This window comes from Streptomyces sp. NPDC127190 (assembly GCF_042672505.1).
Lineage (GTDB): Bacteria > Actinomycetota > Actinomycetes > Streptomycetales > Streptomycetaceae > Streptomyces.
In genome coordinates this window covers 17,068-31,599 of the sequence record NZ_JBHXVE010000013.1, presented here as the reverse complement: position 1 = coordinate 31,599, position 14,532 = coordinate 17,068, and the positions used below count along the sequence as shown (strand labels likewise).

Sequence of the window (14,532 nt, the reverse complement as noted above, 5' to 3'; positions counted from 1 at the left end):
CTCATGCGCATTCGAATCGTGGACGCCTTCGCCGACCGCCCCTTCACCGGCAACCCCGCCGGCGTCCTGCTCCTGGACGACGACGCCTTCCCGGCCGACGACTGGCTCCAGAGCGTCGCCATGGAGGTCAACCACGCCGAGACCGCGTTCGCGCACCGGCTGCCCGGGGGCGGCGGGGCGGACTGGGCACTGCGCTGGTTCACGCCCGTCGCCGAGGTCGCGATGTGCGGGCACGCCACGCTCGCCACGGCCCATGTGCTGCACACCGGCGGCGCCCACACCGGCCCGGTGCGGTTCGCCACCCGCAGTGGTGTGCTGATCGCCACGCCCGGCGCGGACGGCTCGATCACCCTGGACTTCCCCACCGCCCCGCTGACCCCGGTGGAGGCCCCGGCCGGGGTCGCCGAGGCGCTGGGCGCGGAACCGGTGGCCACCTTCGACACCGGGCCGAACGTCGGCGACCTGCTGGTGGAACTGGCCGACGAGAAGACGGTGCTGGGGCTCGCCCCGGACCACAAGGCCCTGGCCGCCCACTCCAGCCGCGGGATCATCGCCACCGCCCGCGCCGCGGACCCCGCCGCCGGCCACGACTACGTCTCCCGCTGCTTCTTCCCCCGCGTCGGCATCGACGAGGACCCGGTGACCGGCAGCGCCCACACCGCGCTCGCCCCGCACTGGTCCGCCCGGCTCGGCCGCGACGACCTCACCGGGCTCCAGGCCTCCCGGCGCACCGGTCTGGTCCGCACCGGTCTGCGCGGCGAACGCACCCTGCTCACCGGCCGCGCGGTCACGGTGATCGAGGGCGAACTGCACGCCTGAGTACGGCCGGTCCGCCGCGCTCAGGCCGTCGGCAGCCAGCCCACCTTGCCGGCGAGCAGGGCGTAGCCGACGAACGCGCCGATGTCGAGCAGGGAGTGTGCGACGACCAGCGGACCGACCCGGCCCCAGCGGCGGTACAGCCAGACGAACACCACGCCCATGACCATGTTGCCGAGGAAGCCGCCGATGCCCTGGTAGAGGTGGTACGAGCCGCGCAGCACCGCGCTCGCCACCAGCGCGGTGGCCGGGGTCCAGCCCAACTGGCCGAGCCGGCGCAGCAGATAGCCGACGACGATGACCTCTTCGAGGATGGCGTTCTGCATCGCGGACAGGATCAGCACCGGGTACTTCCACCACACGCCCGGCAGTGCCTCGGGCACCACGGTCAGGTTGAAGCCGAGGCCGCGGGCGGCCAGGTAGAAGGCGATGCCGGTACTGCCGATCACCGCGGCGACGCCGGCTCCCCGGGCGAGGTCGGGCCAGGGGCGGGTGCGGTCGAAGCCGAGGGTGCGCAGGCTGCGCCCCTCCCGCATCAGGAGGTGGGCGACCAGGGCGACCGGGACCAGGGCGGTGGCGATGCCGAAGAGCTGCCAGGCGAGGTCCAGCCAGGGGCGGCCGGGCGCGGCGGAGGCGTTGAGGGTGGCCGCCTGGTCCTTCAGCCCGCCGGGCTTGGTGACCGAGCCGATGAAGCTGATCAGCGCCGAGACCCCGCTCGCGCCGAGGGAGAGGGCCAGCACCAGCAGCGTCTCGTCCCGCAGGATCCGCCGCGGGTCGCGCCCCCGCGCCGAGGAATCGGCCACCGCGTCAGCCTCCACCTGCACCCCTGCCTCCTGCCGGCTCACGGGCCCCTGGCCCACCTTGCCCGCAAGGATCGCAGAAGCGGCGGCGAGGACGACGCACCGGGCCGCACCCGGAACACACCCGCGCACCCTGGCGCCACCCGCGCACACCGGCCGCCGGCACCCGGTGCCGGCCGCACCCCAACCCGGAGTACGGCCCGCACCACAGCCCGGACCCGACCCGTCCGCCGACAGCCCGCACCCCTCGTGCCGGCACCGCACTCAGCCCAGGGGCACCGGCTCCGGCAGGCCCACCGGCCAGGTGTGCACCGGCTCGCCCCCGTGCATCAGCTCGGCATAGCGCCGGGTGGTCGCGGCCAGGGCGGCCTCGCGGGACAGCCCCTGCTCCAGGAGCCGGTGGAAGGTGGCCGCCTGCCAGGTGGCCCCGTTGACCCGGCGTCGGCAGCGTTCGTCGATGACGCCCAGGTAGAGATCCCGGTCGGCGCTCTCGACACCCCACGCGGCCAGCCCGGCCTCGGCCATCGGCAGCAGCTCGTCGCGGATCAGCGTCACCGCGTCGACCTCGCCGGTCCCGCCGTACCGTCCCCGGCGCGGCCAGACGAAGCGCGCGTCGATGCCGTACCGGCAGGCCGCGTCGAAGTTGACCTCGGCCACGGAGAAGGGGAGGCGGGTCCAGACCGGCCGGGACTCCTCGGCGAGGGCGCGCACCAGGCCGTAGTAGAACGCCGCGTTGGCGATCACATCGGTGATGGTGGGCCCGGCCGGCAGGACCCGGTTCTCCACCCGCAGGTGCGGGACGCCGTCGGCGATGCCGTACACGGGCCGGTTCCAGCGGTAGATCGTGCCGTTGTGCAGGACGAGTTCGGACAGCCGGGGCACCCCGCCGGCGTCGAGGACCGCCGACGGGTCCTCGTCGTCGCACAGCGGCAGCAGGGCCGGGAAGAAGCGCAGGTTCTCCTCGAACAGGTCGTATGCGGAGGTGATCCACCGCTCGCCGAACCAGGTCCGGGGCCGAACCCCCTGCGCCTGGAGTTCCGGCGGGCGGGTGTCGGTGGACTGGAGGAACAGCGGCGGGCGGGACTCGCGCCACAGCTCGTGCCCGAAGAGGAACGGGGAGTTCGCGCCGACGGCGATCTGCGCGGCGGAGGCCACCTGGGCCGCGTTCCACACATCGGCGAAGCGGGCCGGGGTGACCTGGAGGTGCAGCTGGACCGAGGTGCAGGCGGCCTCCGGGACGATCGACTTCGAGGTGCACACCAGATGCTCCACACCCTCGATGTCCAGCCGGAAGTCCTCCCCGCGCGCGGCCACGATCTGGTCGTTGAGCAGGGTGTAGCGGTCGACCTCGGACAGGTTGGAGGAGACCAGGTCGTCCCGGTCGAGGGTGGGCAGGATGCCGATCATGACGATGCCGGCGTCGACCTCACCGGCCTTGCGGTCGGCGTACGCGAGCGAGGTGCGCAGTTCCTCGGCGAGCCGGTCGAATACCCGGCCGCCCAATCGGTGTGGGGCTATGTTGACTTCCAGGTTGAACATGGCGAGTTCTGTCTGGAAATCCCGGCTCGCGATGCGTTCCAGTACTTGCCCGTTCAGCATTTTCGGCATGCCGTCCGGTCCCGCGAGATTCAATTCGATCTCCACGCCCATAAGGTTCTTGGGGCGGTCGAACCGCTTCTCCCGCAGCAGTCGCTCCAGTCCCGCGAGGCACTTCTGGAGCTTTTCGCGGTAGCGCTGGCGATCGGACAGGTCGAACTGCCCCGCCACGACCTTCTCCCCCATCGAAGCGTCCCTCCTCAGATGGGCGGCCCGGGGTTCCGGCCGCCGGGCTCCCGGGTGCAGGGGGGATGATGCCCAGTGGAAGCGATAGATAACGCCCCGCGGGAACCCGGCACCCGCTACTCTGTCGGAATGTTCCCCGCGGCACATTCACGGGGCATGCGTCAGCCTGCATCCCCGTGTTCCCCTAACGCCTCGTGAGAAACACCGACGGCATTCGGCCGAACGTTACCGGTGCGTATGCCGAGGTCAGCGAAGGGGACCGGCCGGGAAATCGGGATGATTCCCGCAAATCAACGCCTGATTAAGACCTTGCCAGGCCCGCCGGAATCATATAGACGAAACAACAGCCGAACACGCGTCGTATAAACTTCGTCCACAAGGCTGAAGGTAGGCGCCCTCGGTCCCTGGTTCCTGCCGTGCTCCCGCCGTCACCACGACGCGCGGCGGACCGAGCCACACCTCGTCCACCGATCCGGGCCCCCATCCCTTCGGCCTTCCGTGAGCAGACAGCGCCGTCCGCCCCACCCTCCTCGCGCCGCCGCGCCTGTCGAATGAGAGGCGACCCACATGCCGCTGCACGTTCCCCCTGCCCCCGCGCCTGCCCTGCGCTCCGTCCTCGCCGCTCTCGGATCTCCCACCGCGGTCCAGGAGGCCCGCACCCCGTCCCTGCGCGCCGCACAGGGACCCACGACGCCCGAACTCCCGCTGCCCGTCCATGTGCTGGACCGGATCACCGTGCAGGGCCTGTCGGCGACCCGACTGGCCGGCTGGCGCTTCCTGATCCGCTGCGGCGACCGGGCGGTGGCAGCGGCCGACACCATGCTGACCCCGGACGGCTGGGCCTTCTCGCACTTCTTCGAGGGCCCGTACGTCGCCTCCACCGAGCGCGCGCTGCACCAGGCCGAGGCGCTCCAACAGCCGTACCAGGCACGCCTGTTGTCGGTACCGGGCCTGTACATGCTCACCCTGTGGCTGCACGGTGACCCCGCCGCCGACGGCGCCGACGGGCACCCGGCCGCCACCGATCTGCTCGTCCCGCTCGCACCGGCACCGCCCGGCATCCCGGCGCACCGCCCCTTCCGGGTCGCCGAGCTGCTTCCGGTGCTGACCCGTCGCATGACCCGGCTGCCGCTGCTCGACTCCCCGGCGCTCGACTCCCCGGCGGCCTGACCCCGCTCGCACCGCATCCGTACCCCGCCGTCCGCCCGGCCGGCGGGGTACGGCCGTCTTCACCGGCGGCGCCCGCAGCTCCCGTCGGCACCCGCGGGGAGGGCTTCGCTCCCGTCCGGACTAGCCCTTTGTGACCACTGCAAACCATCCGAAGTGGCGGTGCAGTTGGACTGAACCGTCCGCGCGGATGACGCGTCCTGAACCTGTGAGAAGCGGTGCTGCCAAATGCCTGCGGATCGACGCCCGGAGGGCAACACTGGGTTCCGACCGACTCATCATGACGGGGGACGGACATGACCAAGACAGAGCGAAAGATCCCGCCCATGTGCCAGCACCAGCCACCGTGCCCGCCAGCAGAATCCGCCGACCGGGAGTCCGCCCGTCTCGTGGCGCACCACCCGGAGCAGGGGTGGAGCCTGCTGTGCAACGGTGTCCTGCTCTTCGAGGACACCGGTGAGCTGCTGCCCGACGGCCGGGTCATCGCCCCGCACCGTCCGCTCGGTGCGGACCAGGTGATGACGGCGGCCTGAGCACGACCCGGGCGGTACCGCCGTACCGCCCGGCGCCCTGGGCCGCCTCTGGGCCGGCTAGCGCAGCGCCTCCCGCAGCGCCTGGTAGGCGGGCTTGGGGTTCAGCTGCTCGTCCCAGGGCAGCGCCGCACCCTCGCCCGGGAACACGGCGGGGATCCAGGAGTACTTGTCGGTGTAGTCCCAGATGGTCACGCCCACACAGCGGTGTACGGCCAGGCACGCCTTGGTCAGGTTCCGGTACCAGTCCGCCTGCTCGGCCAGCTTCTCCTGGGTCGCGGGCAGTTGCATCCGCACGTCGACCTCGGTGAGCGCGGTGTCGAGGCCCAGATGGGAGAAGCGGCGGAGGTTGTCCTCCACGGTGGTGGGATAGCCGTACTGGAGAGCCAGATGGCTCTGGAAGCCGATCCCGTCGAGCGGGACGCGCTGCGCCCTGAGGTCCTTGACGAGCCGGTAGTAGGCGTCGCTCTTCGGGCCGATCGCCTCGATGTTGTAGTCGTTCAGGTAGAGCTTGGCGTGCGGGTCCGCCTGGTGGGCCCAGCGCAGTGCGTCGGCGATGTAGCCGGGGCCGAGGGTCTTGTACCAGATGGTCTCGCGATAGGTGCCGTCCTCGTTGAACGCCTCGTTGACGACGTCCCAGGAGTACACCTTGCCCCGGTAGTGCCGTACCTCGGTGGTGATGTGCTTCTTCAGCACGGCCCGCAGTTCGGTGGCCGTCCACTGCTTCGAGGTCAGCCAGTCGGGCAGCTGGCTGTGCCAGACCAGCGTGTGGGCGCGGACCCGCTGGTGGTGGTGGCGGGCGAGGCGGACGATCTGGTCGCCGGCACTCCAGTCGAAGACACCCTGCTGGGGCTCGGTGGCGTACCACTTCATGCCGTTGCCGGGTGTGATCATGTCGAACTCGCTGCCGAGGATCTTCGTGTAGGCGGAGTCGGTGAGTTCGGGGTTGTCGGTGGCGCTGCCGAAGTAGCGGCCGTGGCGCTCGGCGAGGTCGGCGAGGGTGGGCTGCCGGGTGGGCTGCCGTTCATGGGCCTGGGCGGCGGGGGCGGCGAACCCGGCGGTCATGAGGGCGGCCGCGAGGACGCCCGCCAGTCTGAGACGCGTGCTCTTGCTGGGCATGGTGCGGTTCCTGTCTGTCGAAGGGGGGTTCAGCCCTTGGTGGCGCCGGCGGTCAGGCCGCCGACGAGCTGGCGCTCGGCGACCGAGTAGAAGGCGAGGGCCGGAACCATGGCGAGCACGAGGTAGGCGAAGACCCGTGCGGTGTCGGAGGAGTACTGGCCCTGGAACTGCTGGACGCCGATCGGCACGGTCCACCAGGTGCTGTCGGTGAACACCAGCAGCGGCAGGAAGAAGTTGTTCCAGCTGGCGACGACGGCCAGCACCGACACCGTGCCGAGCGCGGGCCGGGCCATCGGCAGCAGCACCCGCCAGAAGAAGCCGAGCGGCCCGCAGCCGTCGAGGGTGGCCGCCTCCTCCAGCTCGCCCGGGATCTGCCGGAAGAAGCCGCGCAGGATGATGATCGTCATCGGCAGCCCGAAGGCGGCCTGCGGCAGGATCACCCCCAGCGGGTTGTCCAGCAGGTGCATCGAGCGCAGCAGCAGGAACAACGGCAGCGCCGCGACCGCGAAGGGGAACATCAGCCCCATCGTGAACAGCGTGAACAGCAGCTCCCGGCCGCGGAAGGCGAACCGCGCGAAGGAGAACGCGGCGAGCGCGGAGACCGCGACGACGATGACCGTCGTACCGACCGCGATCAGTGTGCTGTTGCCGACCAGCCGCCAGAAGGACCCCGACTTCAGGATGCCGTCGTAGTTGGCGAAGACCCAGGGGTGCGGCAGCCCGACCGGGTTGCGGGAGAGCTGGTCGGTGGACTTGAAGCCGGACAGCAGCGCGTACAGCAGCGGTACGGCCATGACGGCGCCGACCGCGACGAGCACCACGTGCAGCGGCAGCGTACGACCCCGGCGGCGGACACTCATCCTTGCGCTCCCCTCATGTTCGTGGTGGCCCCCTCCAGATCGCGGCGCAGGACGAACCGCTGGTAGGCAAGGGCGAAGACCAGGCTGATCACGAACATGACGACGCTGATCGCACTGGCGTAGCCGACCTGGTAGCGCTTGAAGCCGTACTGGAACATGGTCACGGCCAGGGTCTCGGAGTGGTGGTCGGGGCCGCCCGCGGTGACCACCCACACCAGGTCGAAGAGCTGGATCGATCCGATCACGGCCAGGAAGACGCTGATCCGCAGCGTGGGCGCGAGCAGCGGCAGGGTGACGTGCCAAAAGCGCTGCCAGGGATTCGCGCCGTCGACGGTCGCCGCCTCGGTCAACTCGGCCGGGATCGCCTGGAGTCCGGCCAGGTAGAGCATCATGTGGAAGCCGAAGTACTTCCACATCATGACCAGGAAGAGGGTCGCCAGCACGGTGGAGGTGCCGGAGAACCACTCGCCGCCGAGGCCCTCGAGGCCGATGCTCTTCAGCACATGGTCGGCAAAGCCCTCGTCCGGCGCGAAGATCATGCTGAACAGCACGCCGGTGATCGCCTCGGACAGCACGTACGGCGCGAAGAACAGCATCCGGTAGACCGCACGGCCGCGCACCTTCTGGTTGAGCAGCACGGCCATGGCGAGCGCGAACGGCAGTTGCAGCACCAGCGACAGGCCGACCAGCAGCAGCATGCGCCACAGGTCGCCGATGAACACCGGGTCCTGGAAAAGGCGGCTGAAGTTCTCGGTGCCGGCGTAGTCGGACGGCATCCCGAAGCCGCCCCAGCGGAAGAAGGAGGCGTACAGCGCGAACAGGATCGGCAGCAGGACCAGCACGCCGAACAGGACGAGGGCGGGCAGTTGCAGGCCCACGGCGGTGAGCCAGTGCAGGGCCCGTCGCCGGGACCGGCCGCGCGCCGCGCGCGCGGCCGGGGGCAGCCGGTCGGCGGCGGGACCGCTCCGCTTGTCCGGGAGGTAGGTGGAGGTCATGGCCCGTCCGGGAGGTAGGTGGAGGTCATCGCCGGCCCTCACGCTTCCTTCGCGGCCTGCGTGATGGACTGCGTGACCTGCTCGGGCGACTTCGAGCCGGCGATCAGCGCGGCCACACTGTCGTTGACCTCCTGGCCGACGGCGGGCACATAGGCCTGGTCCAGGTAGAGCTGGAAGCCGGTGGCGGCCTTCAACTGGGCCTGTACGGCCTTGAGGTTGCGGTCGGTGAGCACGCTCTCGGCGGCCGGGACGACCGGCAGCGTGCCCGTCTTCTTGACCAGTTCCCGGTCGGTGGTCTCGGAGGCGAAGAACTTCAGGAAGTCGTAGGCGGCCTGCGGGGCACCCTTGCGCAGCGCGTGGCCGCCGCCTCCGCCGAACACCTCGGTGATCTTCCCCTGGCCGCCCTCGACCTCGGGGAAGGGGAAGAAGCCGAGATCGGCGCCGAGTCCCTTGCCCGAGTCGGCCTCCACGATCGGCGCCCACTGGCCCATCAGCTCCATCGCGGCCTTGCCGTTGCCGACCGCGGCGGCCTGGCCGGTGGGCGTGGAGTAGGCGGCGCCGAGGTAGCCCTTCTGGAAGGGCTGGAGGTCGACCAGCTCCTTCAGGTGCCGGCCCGCCTCGACGAAGCCGGCGCCGGTGAAGTCCTTGGCGTCGGCGGCCTTCTGGAGGGCGTCGGCCCCGGCGGCGCGCATCGAGAGGTAGGCCCAGTAGTACATGCCGGGCCACTTCTCCTTGCCCGCGAGGGCGATCGGGGTGATGCCGGCCGACTTCAGCTTCCGTACGGCGTCGAGGAAGCCGCTCCAGGTGGTCGGGGGCGCGGTGATGCCGGCCTTCTTGAAGAGCGACTTGTTGTACCAGAAGCCGACCATGCCGATGTCGAACGGGATGCCGTAGAGCTTGTCCTCGACGAGGTACGGCTGCTTGGCCACCGGCAGCAGGCCGGCGGAGAAGTCCTTCGTCCGGTCCGTGAGGTCCTCGACCAGGCCCGCCTCGACCTGCTGCTTCAGCACGCCGCCGCCCCAGGTGTGGAAGATGTCCGGCAGCTTCCCGGAGGCGATGAGCGCGGTCATCTTCGACTTGTAGGCGTCGTTCTCCAGCTGGACGATCTTCACCTTGATCTTGGGGTTCTGTGCCTCGAACTTCTTGGCGAGATTGGCCCAGACGGTCTTGGTCGGCTGCGTGGTCGAGATGTTCCACCACTCGATCGTGGTCGTCCCCGAGGACGACCCCCCGTCCGAGCCGCCGCCACAGCCGCTGAGTGCGGTCATCCCGACACCGGCGGCGACGGAGGCCGCCAGAAAGCCGCGGCGGGACAGTGCAGGGTCGCCCATCTTGCGCTCCTTCGGAAACTTTCGGAGTTGCTTCAGGAAGTGCTGTCCGAAACATTCGAAGAAAATCCCGAACGTTCCGAACCCGGACTCTAGGAAGGCAGGTGATAAGCGTCAAGGTGTTACGCAGGAGCAGGCAGCACTCGGTTTGCCTCAGGGGTGTCACCGGTCGTGCGCCGAGGGCGGCTCCGGGCCCGCCGGACCGGGACGGAAGCCCGGGATGACAAGGCCGCCGCCGGTCCCTGCACCCCAGCCGGAGCTGCACCCGTCGCACCGGACCGAAAGTTTCGACTACGACGCCGCCGCCGGGCGCGGAGCGGGCCTCGCCCGGCTGGTCGATTTCCCGCCGAGGGGGTGGGATGGAAGGAAGGGAACAAGGGCCTCGCAGGCGGGCATGCCCACGAGCGTCGACCGCGGGCGCCCGCGAGGACGGTGGATCATGTCCGGTTACGACGCCTCCGCGACCCCGCGAGTGGTGGTCGGCGTGAGCGGCTCCCTCGGCAGCGTCACGGCCCTGCGCCGGGCCACCGCACTCGCCCGCCGGCTGGGGGCCGAACTCTGGCCGGTGCTGGCCTGGGAGCCACCCGGCGGAGATCCCGCCACCCGCCGCTGCCCGGGCGCGGACCTGCCGGTCGAGGAGTGGCAGCGGCTGGCCCGCCGGCGACTGGCCTCGGTGCTCGAGGAGATCTTCGGCGCGACGGGTCCCGGGGTGCCGATGTGCGCCGTCATCGTCCGGGGAGCGCCGGGCCCGGCGCTGGTGGCGACCGCCGACCGCGAGGACGACGTCCTGGTCGTGGGCGCGGGGCGGCGCGGCCTGCGCCGCGCCTTCTCGGGCCGGGTCCCCCGCCACTGCCTGTCCCACGCGACCTGCCCGGTGCTGGCGGTACCGCCCTCCCCCCTCCAGTCCGACCTCCTCGCGGTCCACCGCAGAAACACATGGCACCTGCGGATGGACACCCGGGGACTGTGAACAGGGGGGCTGGTCAGCAGGACCACCAAGAGCTGGCTGAGCACCGGACACCGCTATCGCGCCTATCGCGGCTACCGGACCTATCGCGCCAGGAGGAGACGGATGGAGACACCGGCCAGGCCACACCGGACCCCCGGATGTGACCCAGAACATAACGCAGGGTGGTCGCCCCCGGCGCCTGTCCCACCGGGCCCCGCCCCGCTCCCTCTCCGGCCTCGCCTCCGCGCCGTGACCTCACCCTTTCGACGCGAGCCCCGCACCCTCTTCGCCGCGTCACGTGCACCCCGGGGCCATTCTTAACGCAAGATTGACGCCTCCCGGGCCGGGATTCAGGGGCCTGAGCATCACTCTCCGCTTACGCTGATCCGGCCGACCGCAGGACGGCCGGAAACAGCTGAGCTGCACTTCAGGAGCACGCCGATGGCGACCACCGAACACCCTCCCAGTACCAGCCGGTTGCGCACCTGGATGCTGGAGGGCCTGTCCGACATGGGCAAGCACGGCGCGCACACCGGTCCACACGCCGAGCCGACGCCCCCGCACCAGGGCCAGCGCTGGTACCGGGTGATGTGCCTGACCGGCGTGGACTACTTCTCCACCCTCGGCTACCAGCCCGGCATCGCCGCCCTGGCGGCCGGGCTGCTGTCGCCGGTGGCGACCGTGGTGCTGGTGATCGTCACCCTGGCGGGCGCGCTGCCGGTCTACCGCCGGGTCGCGGAGGAGAGCCCGCACGGCGAGGGTTCCATCGCCATGCTGGAGCGGCTGCTCTCCTTCTGGCAGGGCAAGCTGTTCGTCCTGACGCTGCTGGGGTTCGCGGCCACCGACTTCCTGATCACCATCACCCTCTCCGCCGCCGACGCCTCCACCCACCTGGTGGAGAACCCCCATCTGACCAGCGCGCTGCACAGCCACAAGATGCTGATCACCCTGCTGCTGGTGGCGCTGCTCGGCGCGGTCTTCCTCAAGGGCTTCCTGGAGGCGATCGGGGTCGCGGTCGCCCTCGTGGTCACCTACCTCGCGCTCAACGCCGTGGTCGTGGCCGTCGGCTTCTGGCATGTGCTGACCGCCCAGCACGTGGTCACCGACTGGGCCAACGCGCTCACCGCCCAGCACGGCAGCATCTTCGCGATGATCGGCGTCTCCCTGCTGGTCTTCCCCAAACTCGCCCTCGGTCTGTCCGGTTTCGAGACCGGCGTCGCCGTCATGCCCCATGTCCAGGGCGACCCGGACGACACCGAGGAAAAGCCCACGGGCCGCATCCGCGACACCAAGAAGCTGCTCACGGCCGCCGCGCTCATCATGAGCGTCTTCCTGATCACCACCAGCTTCATCACCACCGTCCTCATCCCCGCCGACGACTTCAAGGCCGGCGGCCCGGCCAACGGCCGCGCCCTCGCCTACCTCGCGCACGAATACCTCGGCGGCGCGTTCGGCACGGTCTACGACCTCTCCACGATCGCCATCCTGTGGTTCGCGGGTGCCTCGGCGATGGCCGGGCTCCTCAACCTCATGCCGCGTTACCTGCCCCGCTACGGCATGGCCCCGCACTGGGCCCGCGCGGTACGCCCGATGGTCCTCGTCTTCACCCTGGTCGCCTTCCTCGTCACCTGGGCCTTCGACGCCAATGTCGACAAACAGGGCGGCGCCTACGCCACCGGCGTGCTCGTCCTGATGTCCTCCGCAGCCATCGCCGTGACCATCGCCGCCCGAAAGGCGGGGCAGCGCCACTCGTTCATCGCCTTCTCGGTCGTGGCCGCCGTCATGCTCTACGTGACGGTCGTCAACGTCATCGAACGCCCGGACGGCGTGAAGATCGGTGCCTGCTTCATCGTCGGCATCATGCTGGTCTCGTTCGTGTCCCGGCTCGCCCGCGCCTTCGAGCTGCGCGTGACCAGCGTGACGCTCGACCCGATGGCGGAACGATTCATCCGGGACATGGCCAGCCGGAAGATACGGCTCATCGCCAACCAGCCCGGCCACCGCGACAAGGCCGAGTACCGCGACAAGGTCGAGCAGATCCGCGCCGACAACGACATGCCCGAGCAGGAGGACTTCGTCTTCGTCGAGGTCACGGTCACCGACCCGTCCGAGTTCGAGGCCGGCCTGACGGTCCGCGGCGAGGTCCTGCACGGCCGCTACCGCGTGCTGACCCTGGAGTCCGCCTCCATCCCCAACGCCCTGGCCGCCCTCCTGCTGCACGCCCGGGACATGACCGGCTGCACCCCGCACATCTACTTCGAGTGGACCGAGGGCAACCCCTTCGCCAACTTCCTGCGCTTCTTCCTCTTCGGCCAGGGCGAGGTCGCCCCCGTCACCCGAGAGGTGCTGCGCGAGGCGGAACCGGACCGGGTACGCCGCCCCCGCGTCCACACCGGCTGAGCCGGACCCGATCCGAGCCGGCGCCAAGGGGCCGGGGCAGCAGGCCCCCGGCCCCTTTCGGCATTCCGCGGTTCGCCGCCTCGGGCCCTATCGTGACCGGCATGCAGTCGTACACGATCGGCCAGGCCGCGCGGCTCCTCGGCGTGAGCCCGGACACCGCCCGCCGCTGGGCCGACGCGGGCCGGATGACCACCCATCGCGACGAGGCCGGGCGGCGCCTCATCGACGGCAGGGACCTCGCCGCGTTCTCCGTCGAGCTGGCCAGGACGGGCGGCGGCGAGGAGGACGTCTCCCACACCTCCGTGCGCAACGCCTTCCCCGGCATCGTCACCGCGATCAAGCTGGGCGACGTCGCCGCCCAGGTGGAGATCCAGGCGGGCCCGCACCGGCTGGTCTCCCTGCTCACCCGGGAGGCCGTGGAGGAACTCGGCCTGGAGGTCGGCATGGAGGCCACGGCACGCGTGAAGTCCACGAACGTGCACATCGACCGCACCTGACGCCTTCTTCCTCCTCCCCCCTCCCCTACGCGCACGTGGCGCCCCGCTCGGCACCTCCACCTCTCGTGACGACCACTCCGTACAACCGCATATGCAAGCTACAAGCCGGGACCGCTCAGCTCATGCGATGCGACAGAAGACTTAACCCTGGCAGATGCGGAAGTATGATCCGGGCACGGCCGGGGCTCGGCCGTGGCAGGGCGCGACGTGTGTACCGAGATCCGAGGAGTAGATCGTGATGACCCGTTCCGTGCGCCGGACCAGGCGAATGCTGAAGGTGGCCGGCGCTGGAGCCGCCGCCCTGCTGGCCCTCAGCGCCTGCTCCTCCTCGTCCAAGTCCACCACCGGCACCTCGGACGAGCCCTCCTCCGGAAAGCTGTCCGGCACCGTCACCGTGTTCGCGGCCGCCTCCCTGAAGGAGAGCTTCACGACCCTGGGCAAGGAGTTCGAACAGCAGCACCCGGGCACCAAGGTCAGCTTCAACTTCGGCGGCAGCGACACCCTCGCCGCCAGCATCACCGGTGGCGCCCCGGCGGACGTCTTCGCCGCCGCCAGCCCCAAGACCATGGCGATCGTGACGGCCAAGAAGGACGCGGCCGGCACCCCGGCCACCTTCGTGCGCAACAAGCTGGAGATCGCCACCCTGCCGGGCAACCCGCAGAAGGTGTCCTCCCTGAAGGACCTCACCACGTCGGGCCTGAAGGTCGTCCTGTGCGACAAGACCGTGCCGTGCGGCGCGGCCGCCCAGAAGGCCCTGGACGCCGCCAAGCTCAAGCTCACCCCGGTCTCGTACGAGCAGGACGTCAAGGCCGCCCTGACCAAGGTGGAGCTGAAGGAGGCCGACGCCGCGGTGGTGTACCAGACCGATGTGAAGGCCGCGGGTGACAAGGTGGAGGGCGTGGAGTTCCCCGAGTCCGCCCAGGCCGTCAACGAATACCCGATCGCACCGCTGAAGAACGGACAGAACGCCCAGGCCGCCAAGGCGTTCATCGCCCTCGTGCGGTCCGCCGAGGGCCAGAAGGTGCTGAGCCAGGCCGGGTTCCTCAAGCCATGACCTCGCTCGACCAGCCCGGTGCCCCGGCCGGCCCCCGCACGGGCCGGCCGTGGCGCCGCCCCGGGGGGACCGGGGGGCGCGCCGGGGGGCGGGCGGGGGCGCGGGCCCCGCCACCGCCTCGCGGCCCCCCCCCCGGGGGGGGGCCCCCGCGGGCGCGCGCCCCCCCGTGGGGGGGGGGGCGCGGCGGGGCCCGCCCCCCCCGACGGCGTCTGTGCACAGCTGCATACCTGGGGGC

At 70.7% G+C, this 14,532-nt stretch carries 13 protein-coding genes; 7 read left to right on the top strand and 6 right to left on the bottom strand.

Annotated features, from left to right (window positions below; genetic code table 11):
- Positions 1 to 3: 3 nt before the first annotated feature.
- Entirely contained in the window at positions 4 to 819 is an 816-nt protein-coding gene (locus ACFVIU_RS20715; protein WP_385844133.1) for a PhzF family phenazine biosynthesis protein, read from the top strand.
- A gap of 20 nt (positions 820 to 839) precedes the next feature.
- On the opposite strand, the gene ACFVIU_RS20710 is transcribed toward ACFVIU_RS20715, so the two are convergent.
- Positions 840 to 1,640 (bottom strand): CPBP family intramembrane glutamic endopeptidase, encoded by an 801-nt coding sequence (locus tag ACFVIU_RS20710; RefSeq protein WP_385844132.1) that lies wholly within the window; start codon positions 1,638 to 1,640, stop codon positions 840 to 842.
- Positions 1,641 to 1,880: 240 nt separating this feature from the next.
- Positions 1,881 to 3,398, bottom strand: a complete 1,518-nt coding sequence (locus ACFVIU_RS20705) for a glutamate--cysteine ligase (RefSeq protein WP_385844131.1) — start codon at positions 3,396 to 3,398, stop codon at positions 1,881 to 1,883.
- 567 nt (positions 3,399 to 3,965) lie between these two features.
- Between ACFVIU_RS20705 and ACFVIU_RS20700 the strand changes: the two genes are divergently transcribed.
- Together ACFVIU_RS20700 and ACFVIU_RS20695 are read left to right on the top strand one after the other, a co-directional pair.
- Entirely contained in the window at positions 3,966 to 4,568 is a 603-nt protein-coding gene (locus tag ACFVIU_RS20700; protein ID WP_385844130.1) for a hypothetical protein, read from the top strand.
- A gap of 323 nt (positions 4,569 to 4,891) precedes the next feature.
- Entirely contained in the window at positions 4,892 to 5,098 is a 207-nt protein-coding gene (locus tag ACFVIU_RS20695) for a DUF5999 family protein (RefSeq protein WP_061918215.1), read from the top strand.
- 57 nt (positions 5,099 to 5,155) lie between these two features.
- On the opposite strand, the gene ACFVIU_RS20690 is transcribed toward ACFVIU_RS20695, so the two are convergent.
- Genes ACFVIU_RS20690 through ACFVIU_RS20675 form a run of 4 tightly spaced genes read right to left on the bottom strand, consistent with a single transcriptional unit; the run spans position 5,156 to position 9,400 of the window.
- Positions 5,156 to 6,214, bottom strand: coding sequence for an endo-1,4-beta-xylanase (locus ACFVIU_RS20690; protein WP_385844129.1), 1,059 nt, complete (start codon positions 6,212 to 6,214; stop codon positions 5,156 to 5,158).
- A 29-nt stretch (positions 6,215 to 6,243) separates the two neighbouring features.
- Complete coding sequence (locus ACFVIU_RS20685) at positions 6,244 to 7,074, bottom strand: carbohydrate ABC transporter permease (protein ID WP_385844128.1); 831 nt, start codon at positions 7,072 to 7,074, stop codon at positions 6,244 to 6,246.
- On the bottom strand, positions 7,071 to 8,069 hold the full coding sequence (locus ACFVIU_RS20680; protein WP_385844127.1) for a carbohydrate ABC transporter permease: 999 nt from the start codon (positions 8,067 to 8,069) through the stop codon (positions 7,071 to 7,073). The genes ACFVIU_RS20685 and ACFVIU_RS20680 overlap by 4 nt, the downstream gene beginning before the upstream one ends.
- A gap of 38 nt (positions 8,070 to 8,107) precedes the next feature.
- Positions 8,108 to 9,400 (bottom strand): extracellular solute-binding protein, encoded by a 1,293-nt coding sequence (locus ACFVIU_RS20675; protein ID WP_385844126.1) that lies wholly within the window; start codon positions 9,398 to 9,400, stop codon positions 8,108 to 8,110.
- Between the two features lie 436 nt (positions 9,401 to 9,836).
- Between ACFVIU_RS20675 and ACFVIU_RS20670 the strand changes: the two genes are divergently transcribed.
- The 4 genes from ACFVIU_RS20670 (at position 9,837) to modA (ending at position 14,297) form a co-directional block, all read left to right on the top strand.
- Positions 9,837 to 10,367 (top strand): universal stress protein, encoded by a 531-nt coding sequence (locus ACFVIU_RS20670; RefSeq protein WP_385844125.1) that lies wholly within the window; start codon positions 9,837 to 9,839, stop codon positions 10,365 to 10,367.
- A 420-nt stretch (positions 10,368 to 10,787) separates the two neighbouring features.
- Entirely contained in the window at positions 10,788 to 12,746 is a 1,959-nt protein-coding gene (locus ACFVIU_RS20665) for an amino acid transporter (RefSeq protein WP_385844124.1), read from the top strand.
- Between the two features lie 101 nt (positions 12,747 to 12,847).
- A complete protein-coding gene (locus tag ACFVIU_RS20660; protein ID WP_385844123.1) occupies positions 12,848 to 13,243 on the top strand; it encodes a molybdopterin-binding protein in 396 nt (131 codons plus the stop codon).
- Between the two features lie 238 nt (positions 13,244 to 13,481).
- Positions 13,482 to 14,297, top strand: a complete 816-nt coding sequence (gene modA, locus ACFVIU_RS20655; protein WP_385844122.1) for a molybdate ABC transporter substrate-binding protein — start codon at positions 13,482 to 13,484, stop codon at positions 14,295 to 14,297.
- Positions 14,298 to 14,532 lie beyond the last annotated feature (235 nt).

Coding starts and splice junctions, on each gene's coding strand:
- ACFVIU_RS20685 (WP_385844128.1), bottom strand. CDS start 7,074: ATGAGTGTCCGCCGCCGGGGTCGTACGCTGCCGCTGCACGTGGTGCTC.
- ACFVIU_RS20660 (WP_385844123.1), top strand. CDS start 12,848: ATGCAGTCGTACACGATCGGCCAGGCCGCGCGGCTCCTCGGCGTGAGC.
- ACFVIU_RS20715 (WP_385844133.1), top strand. CDS start 4: ATGCGCATTCGAATCGTGGACGCCTTCGCCGACCGCCCCTTCACCGGC.
- ACFVIU_RS20700 (WP_385844130.1), top strand. CDS start 3,966: ATGCCGCTGCACGTTCCCCCTGCCCCCGCGCCTGCCCTGCGCTCCGTC.
- ACFVIU_RS20670 (WP_385844125.1), top strand. CDS start 9,837: ATGTCCGGTTACGACGCCTCCGCGACCCCGCGAGTGGTGGTCGGCGTG.
- ACFVIU_RS20695 (WP_061918215.1), top strand. CDS start 4,892: ATGTGCCAGCACCAGCCACCGTGCCCGCCAGCAGAATCCGCCGACCGG.
- ACFVIU_RS20665 (WP_385844124.1), top strand. CDS start 10,788: ATGGCGACCACCGAACACCCTCCCAGTACCAGCCGGTTGCGCACCTGG.
- ACFVIU_RS20705 (WP_385844131.1), bottom strand. CDS start 3,398: ATGGGGGAGAAGGTCGTGGCGGGGCAGTTCGACCTGTCCGATCGCCAG.
- ACFVIU_RS20680 (WP_385844127.1), bottom strand. CDS start 8,069: ATGACCTCCACCTACCTCCCGGACAAGCGGAGCGGTCCCGCCGCCGAC.
- modA (WP_385844122.1), top strand. CDS start 13,482: ATGACCCGTTCCGTGCGCCGGACCAGGCGAATGCTGAAGGTGGCCGGC.
- ACFVIU_RS20690 (WP_385844129.1), bottom strand. CDS start 6,214: ATGCCCAGCAAGAGCACGCGTCTCAGACTGGCGGGCGTCCTCGCGGCC.
- ACFVIU_RS20675 (WP_385844126.1), bottom strand. CDS start 9,400: ATGGGCGACCCTGCACTGTCCCGCCGCGGCTTTCTGGCGGCCTCCGTC.